Source organism: Thioalkalivibrio sp. (genome assembly GCF_041690275.1).
Taxonomy (GTDB): Bacteria; Pseudomonadota; Gammaproteobacteria; order Ectothiorhodospirales; family Ectothiorhodospiraceae; genus Thioalkalivibrio.
Map to the genome: position 1 here is coordinate 1 of NZ_JAWLHP010000093.1, position 7448 is coordinate 7448.

General features: G+C 67.2%; 10 protein-coding genes. 9 read left to right on the forward strand and 1 reads right to left on the reverse strand.

The features are described from left to right. Positions 1-158 precede the first annotated feature (158 nt). The 8 genes from hisB (at position 159) to tatC (ending at position 5739) form a co-directional block, all read left to right on the forward strand. Entirely contained in the window at positions 159-752 is a 594-nt protein-coding gene (hisB, locus tag ACESMN_RS12855) for an imidazoleglycerol-phosphate dehydratase HisB (protein ID WP_373054006.1), read from the forward strand. A gap of 28 nt (positions 753-780) precedes the next feature. Continuing rightward, positions 781-1428 (forward strand): imidazole glycerol phosphate synthase subunit HisH, encoded by a 648-nt coding sequence (gene hisH / locus ACESMN_RS12860; RefSeq protein WP_373054007.1) that lies wholly within the window; start codon positions 781-783, stop codon positions 1426-1428. A 237-nt stretch (positions 1429-1665) separates the two neighbouring features. Continuing rightward, positions 1666-2400, forward strand: coding sequence for a 1-(5-phosphoribosyl)-5-[(5-phosphoribosylamino)methylideneamino]imidazole-4-carboxamide isomerase (gene hisA, locus ACESMN_RS12865; RefSeq protein ID WP_373054008.1), 735 nt, complete (start codon positions 1666-1668; stop codon positions 2398-2400). 2 nt (positions 2401-2402) lie between these two features. Further along, a complete protein-coding gene (gene hisF / locus ACESMN_RS12870; protein WP_373054015.1) occupies positions 2403-3191 on the forward strand; it encodes an imidazole glycerol phosphate synthase subunit HisF in 789 nt (262 codons plus the stop codon). Continuing rightward, a complete protein-coding gene (locus ACESMN_RS12875) occupies positions 3188-3526 on the forward strand; it encodes a phosphoribosyl-ATP diphosphatase (RefSeq protein ID WP_373054009.1) in 339 nt (112 codons plus the stop codon). Before hisF ends, ACESMN_RS12875 begins: the two co-directional genes overlap by 4 nt. Before the next feature lie 186 nt (positions 3527-3712). Then, positions 3713-4009 carry a twin-arginine translocase TatA/TatE family subunit gene (gene tatA, locus ACESMN_RS12880; protein WP_373054010.1) on the forward strand — a complete coding sequence of 99 codons (297 nt, stop codon included), beginning with the start codon at positions 3713-3715 and terminating at the stop codon, positions 4007-4009. Positions 4010-4051: 42 nt separating this feature from the next. Beyond that, positions 4052-4594: a Sec-independent protein translocase protein TatB gene (gene tatB / locus ACESMN_RS12885; RefSeq protein ID WP_373054011.1), complete on the forward strand. Its 543-nt coding sequence runs from the start codon at positions 4052-4054 to the stop codon at positions 4592-4594. Continuing rightward, positions 4591-5739 carry a twin-arginine translocase subunit TatC gene (gene tatC, locus ACESMN_RS12890; protein WP_373054012.1) on the forward strand — a complete coding sequence of 383 codons (1149 nt, stop codon included), beginning with the start codon at positions 4591-4593 and terminating at the stop codon, positions 5737-5739. Before tatB ends, tatC begins: the two co-directional genes overlap by 4 nt. Before the next feature lie 211 nt (positions 5740-5950). Here tatC and ACESMN_RS12895 read toward each other — a convergent pair whose 3' ends face one another. Further along, on the reverse strand, positions 5951-6676 hold the full coding sequence (locus ACESMN_RS12895; RefSeq protein WP_373054013.1) for a BPSS1780 family membrane protein: 726 nt from the start codon (positions 6674-6676) through the stop codon (positions 5951-5953). Positions 6677-6924: 248 nt separating this feature from the next. Here ACESMN_RS12895 and ACESMN_RS12900 point away from each other — a divergent pair, with 248 nt between their 5' ends. Beyond that, a complete protein-coding gene (locus ACESMN_RS12900) occupies positions 6925-7404 on the forward strand; it encodes a DUF302 domain-containing protein (protein ID WP_373054014.1) in 480 nt (159 codons plus the stop codon). The last annotated feature ends 44 nt before the right edge of the window (positions 7405-7448 follow it).

Below are 7448 nucleotides of genomic sequence, written 5' to 3' on the forward strand. Positions count from 1 at the left end.
GATCGCGGCTGGAAGCCGCTCCTACGGGAGGCGATTGGGTGGTCTGGCGCCGGATCGTGGCTGGAAGCCGCTCCTACTGGGGTTGATATCCGCTCGGGTGTTGGCCTCTTGTCGAACAGAAGCTTGCCAAACTGGGTTTTTGCGATAGCATCGGAATCATGAGAGCGCGTACCGCGGTCGTTCAACGCGACACACTGGAGACCCGGATCCGGGTCGAGCTGAATCTCGATGGCAGCGGGAGTGGCCGTTTCGTGACCGGCATCCCCTTCCTGGAACACATGCTCGACCAGGTCGCCCGGCACGGCGTGGTCGATCTCGACGTACAGGCGGAGGGCGACCTGCAGATCGACGCGCACCACACCGTCGAGGACATCGGCATCACGATCGGCCAGGCGCTGGCCCAGGCGCTCGGCGACAAGACGGGCATCCGCCGCTACGGACATGCCTACGTGCCGCTGGACGAGGCCCTCTCGCGGGTGGTGATCGACTTCTCCGGGCGGCCGGGGCTGGAGATGCACGCCGATTTCCGGCGTTCGCACATCGGCCAGTTCGACGTCGATCTGTTCCACGAATTCTTCCAGGGACTGGTCAACCATGCCCGGATGACACTGCACATCGATGGCCTGCGGGGCAACAATGCCCATCATGTCGCGGAGACCATCTTCAAGGCCTTCGGGCGTGCGCTGCGCATGGCGGCAGAGCCGGATCCACGCATGACCGAAGTCACGCCGTCCACCAAGGGCGCCCTGTAAGGGGAAGGAATCTAGGGGGCGTTCCCGCATGCAAAGCGTCGCCGTAATCGACTACGGCATGGGCAACCTGCACTCGGTGGAGCGCGCGCTCCGCCACGAGGCGCCCCCCGACACGCAGGTCCTGCTGACCAGTGACCTCGCGCTGATCCGCGAGGCGGACCGTCTCGTCTTCCCCGGACAGGGGGCGGCCGCCGACGCGATGCGCGAACTGCGCGCGCTGGGGCTCGACCGGGTCCTGCCGGAACTGGCCACCACGCGCCCCTTCCTGGGCATGTGCCTCGGCCAGCAGATCCTGCTCGACTGGAGCGCCGAAAACGGCGGCGTGGACCTCCTCGGCGTGATCCCCGGTACTGTGGAGCGTTTTCCGGAGCGCGCGATCGACGGCAACGGGCGCCGGCTGAAGATTCCGCACATGGGCTGGAACGTCGTGCGCCGGATCCAGGACCACCCGCTCTGGCACGGGCTGCCGGAGGAATCCTGGTTCTACTTCGTGCACAGCTACCGCGTGCTGGCGGCCCGGCGGGAGGACGTCGTCGGCGAGACCGACTATGGTCAGCCCTTCGCCTCGGTGATCGCGCGCGACTCGATGTTCGCCATGCAGTGCCATCCCGAAAAGAGCGCCTCCGACGGGCTGCGCCTGCTGAACAACTTCCTGCGTTGGGACGGTCGCTGGTGAAGGCACTGCAACCATTGATGGTCAGGAGTGGCGGCGGCGTGCGATGAGCGTTAGCGTAAAGGCCGCGCGCCTCCCTCTCCCGCTTGCGGACAAGGCCGCCAGGGGCCGGGGAGCGGACTTCGAACCGCCGCAGGCGGGCCCGACGGGCGGAGGGCAGCATGCCCGAAGTCACGGGCCGGCGATGGTTTCATGCTCGGGAACGGCGAACGGACATGAGCGTTAGCAACGGAGTCGATGATGCTGGTGATACCCGCAATTGATCTCAAGGAAGGCAAGTGCGTCCGGCTGCGCCAGGGCCGGATGGAGGAATCCACGGTCTTCGGCGACGATCCGGTGGCAATGGCCGGGCGCTGGGTGGATGCGGGTGCAGAACGGCTGCACATCGTGGACCTCGACGGCGCCTTCGCGGGCGTGCCGAAGAACGGGGAAGTAATCCACGCGATCGCCGAGGCCTATCCGGACCTGCGCATCCAGGTCGGCGGCGGCATCCGCGACGACGACACCGTGCTGGCCTATCTCGAGGCCGGCGTGGAATACGTGATCGTGGGGACCAAGGCGGTCAGCGCACCGCATTTCGTGAACGATCTGTGCCTGGAATTCCCGGGGCGCATCATCGTCGGCCTCGACGCCCGCGACGGCAAGCTCGCGGTGGATGGATGGTCCAAGCTCTCCCACCACGACGTGATCGATCTCGCGCAGCACTTCGAGGCCGACGGCGTGGTCGCGATCATCTACACCGACATCAGCCGGGACGGCATGATGCAGGGCGCCAATGTGGAGGCGACCGGGCGGCTGGCCCGCGAGGTGCGCGTTCCGGTGATCGCATCCGGTGGCGTCAGCACCGTCGATGACATCCGGCGCCTGCTGGAGATCGAGGACGACGGCGTCGACGGCGTGATCGTCGGCCGCGCGCTGTACGAGGGCGCCTTCACGCTGCAGGAAGCGATTGCGGTGGCGGGCGGCAGCGAGTGACCATGCTCGCCCGCCGCATCATCCCCTGTCTCGACGTCGACGCCGGCCGCGTGGTGAAGGGCGTGAACTTCGTCGGGATCCGCGATGCCGGCGACCCGGTGGAGGTGGCGCGCCGCTACGACCAGCAGGGCGCCGACGAGATCACCTTTCTCGACATCACCGCGAGCAGTGACGAGCGCGAGACCATCCTGCACGTGGTCGAGCAGGTGGCGCAGCAGGTCTTCATCCCGCTGACCGTCGGCGGCGGTATTCGCGAGGTGACCGACATCCGCCGGCTGCTGAATGCCGGCGCGGACAAGGTCTCGATCAACACCGCGGCCGTGCACCGTCCGGAACTGGTGGCCGAGGCGGCCGACAAGGTCGGCAGCCAGTGCATCGTCGTGGCCATCGACGCCAAGCGGGTCGACGATGACGCCGAATTCCCGCACTGGGAGGTCTACACCCACGGCGGGCGGCGGCCCACGGGCCTCGACGCGGTGGCCTGGGCGCAGAAGATGACGCGGCTCGGGGCCGGCGAGATCCTGCTGACCAGCATGGACCGCGACGGCACCCGCATCGGCTTCGACCTGGATCTGACGCGCGCGATCAGCGACGCGGTGACCATCCCGGTGATCGCATCCGGCGGCGTGGGCGAGCTCGCGCACCTGGTGGACGGGGTAGTCGAGGGGCACGCCGACGCAGTGCTCGCGGCGAGCATCTTCCACTTCGGGCAGCACACCGTGGCCGAGGCGAAGGCGGCGATGGCGGCGGCCGGGGTGCCGGTGCGTCCGGCGCGCGAGGGCCCGGCGTGAACCGGGACATCCTGAGCGAGCTCGCGGAGGTGATCGATGCCCGGCGCGGGGCGGATCCCGAGACCTCCTACGTCGCGTCCCTGCACCACCGCGGCCTCGACGTGATGCTGAAGAAGCTCGGCGAGGAGACCACGGAGACGGTGATCGCCGCGAAGAATCCGGACGATCGGGCCGTCGTCTCGGAGATGGCCGACCTCTGGTTCCACGCACTCGTGGTATTGTCTGCGCGCGGACTGCACCCGGATGACGTGATGGACGAACTCGCCCGGCGCTTCGGCCTCTCCGGCATCGCCGAGAAGGCTGGCCGCGTCACGGCGGGCAAACGTTCGGACTGATTCGGGGTCTACCGCTTCTTGATGGAATTCGCGCATCGCGCTTCCCGTCTCCTTCTTTCCCACCCTGGAAAGGGAGCCGGGAGAGACGGCAAAGAGGGCGATCCGCCGCCGCGATGATCATCATTCGGGGTGACACGGGTCACCGGGGTCGTTAGGGTTATTTTCAGCGTTATTCGGAGGCATCCCATGGGGATCGGCGGTATCAGCATCTGGCAGCTTCTCATCATCCTGCTCATCGTGGTGCTCCTGTTCGGCACCAAGAAGCTGCGCAACATGGGCGGAGACATCGGCTCCGCGGTCAAGAGTTTCCGCAAGGCGGTCAAGGACGGCGGCGAGTCGGACGAGGCGGACAAGGACAAGGAAGAAGGCGAGGGCGAGGGCGAGGAGATCCCGAAGGTCGAGGACCAGCAGAAGGGCCGCGTGATCGACGCCGAGGCGCGCAAGGAGGCCGAGTCCGGCCGCAGCGGCGAGCGCCCTTCCTGACCCGGCCACCCCACCGCCGCCCCCCTTGCCGCCGGATAGCCCATGTTTGACATCGGTTTCTGGGAAATCCTGATCATCACCCTGATCGCGCTGCTGGTGGTCGGACCGGAGCGTCTGCCCGGCCTCGCCCGCGAAATCGGGCGCTTCGTGGGCAAGACGCGGCGCTTCGTGAACAGCGTGCGCTCGGACATCGAGCAGGAGCTGCAGACCGAGGAGCTGCGCGAGATGGTCAAGGGTCAGGAAAGGGAGATCCAGGAACTCAAGAGCATGATGCAGGACACCGAGGAGACGCTGCGCGAGGACCTGCGCGATACCGAGAAGGCCCTGCGCGACGAGCCCGCTTCCGATCAGCACAAGCGCAAGAAGAAGCTCGACCCCGAGGAACGTCCCGGATCCGGATCCCCTTCCGGGAAGGCATCCGGTGACCGCCCCGAGGACACCCGCCCGAGCGTCAAGCGCGTCCCCGTCCAGGGCAACCTGGATGCGGACCTGCTGACCGAGCCGCCCCGCCGCGAGGAACGGACAACCGCCGCAGGCGGTGAAGACGGCCGCACCGATTCCGACGGCAACGCGAACAAGGCATGAGCGACGGCAAGACCACCGGCGAGCCCTCCCCGGAGGCCACCGAAACCCTGCTCAGCCATCTGGTCGAACTGCGCGATCGCATCCTGCGCATGTTCCTGGCGATCCTGGTCGTCTTCCTCGCGCTGTTCCCGTTCGCGAACCAGATCTACACCTTCCTCGCGAAGCCGCTGATGGCGCACCTCCCCGAGGGCACCAGCATGATCGCGATCGAGGTGGCCGCGCCGTTCCTGATCCCGTTCAAGCTGGTCCTGCTGCTGGCGGTGGTACTGACCATCCCGTACATCCTCTACCAGTTCTGGGCCTTCATCGCGCCCGGCCTGTACAAGCACGAGAAGCGCCTCGCCGGACCGCTGGTACTGTCCTCGACGCTGCTGTTCTACCTCGGGATGGCCTTTGCCTACTTCGTGGTGTTCCCGCTGATCTTCGCCTTCTTCACCGCGACCGCGCCCGAGGGCGTCGCGGTGATGACCGACATCTCGCGCTATCTCGACTTCGTGATCATGCTGTTCATCGCCTTCGGCATCGCCTTCGAGGTGCCGATCGCGACCATCCTGCTGGTGTCGATGGGCGCCACCACGCCCGAGAAGCTGGCGCGCAAGCGGCCCTACGTGATCGTCGGCACCTTCGTGATCGGCATGGTGCTGACCCCGCCGGACATCATCTCGCAGACCCTGCTGGCCCTGCCGATGTGGGTGCTCTTCGAGATCGGACTGCAGCTGTCGAGGATGATGGAGAGGCGCAAGGCCGCGGAGCGGGCCGCGCAGGAAGCGGCCGATGACGGCGGGTCCGACGACGACGGCCCCCGCGGCGGCGGTCCGGGCGGCGGCGGTTCCGGACCGCGACCCAAGGGCGGTCCGGGCGGTCAGACCCCGCGTCCGGGCGGAGGGGCCAGCGGGGCCGGCCCCGCGGCCGGAGCCGCCGCGTCCGGCGCGGCCACCGCCGGCGCCACGACCGCAAAGGCCTCCGAGACCGGCTTCCGCCCCCTCAGCCCCGAGGAGATGGACGCCGAGCTCGACCGCCTGGAAGAGGAAGAGCGTACCCGCGCCGAAGAGCGCGCCACCCGGAAGGCGCAGGCCGGGTCCGCGACCGAGGACAAGAGCGCCTCCCCGCCGACCGAAGAGACGCGAACCCCCGGCAACGGCTGAGACCCCGCCCCCTGACCGAGCGTGTAGGAGCGTGCCTCGCACGCGAATCGGCGTCGGATTGGTCCCGGCGTTCAGCGCGCCTGCGGCGCGTTCGCGAGCAGGCTCGCTCCTACAGGGGCCGGGGCGAGCGCTATAGGAGGCCAGCCCCTGGGCGGCATCCCCGGCGCCCAATCGCCGGGAGGGCTCGCATCCCAGGGGGCCGCCTCTGCCGTCAGACCTCCTCGGCCTCCAGCACCCCGACCTCTTCACCGAAGATCTCGACATACGCCCCGTACAGGGCCGCAAGCACCACCGGGCCGAGCACCAGGAAGCCCAGCGCCAGCGGGATCATCGCCAGAAACGCGAGCACGAAGTAGATCAGGCTGAAGATCACCAGCGGGCCGATGTTCAACAGCGTCCCGCGCACGCTTGCCGGAATCGCCTCCGCGATCTCCAGCCCGCGGAAGTAGACCAGCGGGATCGAAAAGGCGAGCACCGCGAAGATCACCAGATACAGGAGGAGGAGCACGATCAGCCCGAAGAAGCCGATCCCCGCCAGCGGGAAGACCATCGGCTCGCCCATGCCGCCAGCCGCGCCGCCCATGTGCGCGGCGCCGCCGACGAACAGCGCCAGCACCACCGCCAGCACCACCGACGCCAGCAGCGCCACCAGCCCGAGCAGCAGCAGCGGCACCCGTCGTTCGTGATCCTGAATCGGCTGGAACAGGTGGCCGACACCGACGGTCTCCCCCGCCTCGAGATCGTGCGCGATCTTCATGAACCCGGCCACCAGTGCGGGCGTGATCACCGCCATCACCAGCCCGCCAATCAGGGGTACCAGGTTCAACACGATACTGATCACGAAGAAGATCACGAAGCTCAGGACCCAGGTCACCCAGTCCTTCGTGAAGCTGTTCCAGCCACGCCTGAACAGCCCCCATCCCCTGCTCAATGGCATCGTACGGATTTCCATCGCCTGTCCTCCCTGTAGATGAAGCCTCATTAACCGGTTTCCCGCCCGGGCTTGTCAAACGGAGCCAGGACCGGCGCGCCGCTATGGCCGCCCGGCCGCAGGCCCTTCGAAAGAATGCGATTGAAGCCGGTACGAGGCTGTGGCATGATGCCGGTCATACATAAGGATTAGCTAATATATTTGATCTTGCTGGACTCTGATCCCGTTAACTGCATGAGAACTGGAGACACACCATGACCAAGCGTTTCATCATGACCGGCATCGGCGGATTCCTTGTGGGAATCGTGGCGATGATGCTGACCGCCTTCTCGGCCGCGCCGAAGCTGATGGTCGTCGAGGACGAGAGCCTCTACAACTTCGAGGACACGGTGGAGATGATCAAGACCACCGCTGCCGAGCAGGACTGGAAGGTGCCGACCGTGCACATGATCCATGACGCCGTCACCCCCTACGGCTACGAGGTCGGCCGCGTCGCGGTACTGGAACTGTGCCAGCCGCACCATGCCGGCAAGATCCTGGCCGAGGACGGCGCGAAGGTCGTGACCTCGATGATGCCCTGCCGGATCTCGGTCTATGAGACCGACGACGATCGCGTGATCGTGTCGCGGATGAACACCAGCCTGATGGCCCAGGCCTTCGGCGGCACCGTCGCCTCCGTGATGGCCGAGGCCACCGGCGAGAACGAGGCCATCCTCGAGAGCGTGCTGCAGTAAGCACCTCCCAGGCCGCACCGAAAGAACCCCGCTCCGGCGGGGTT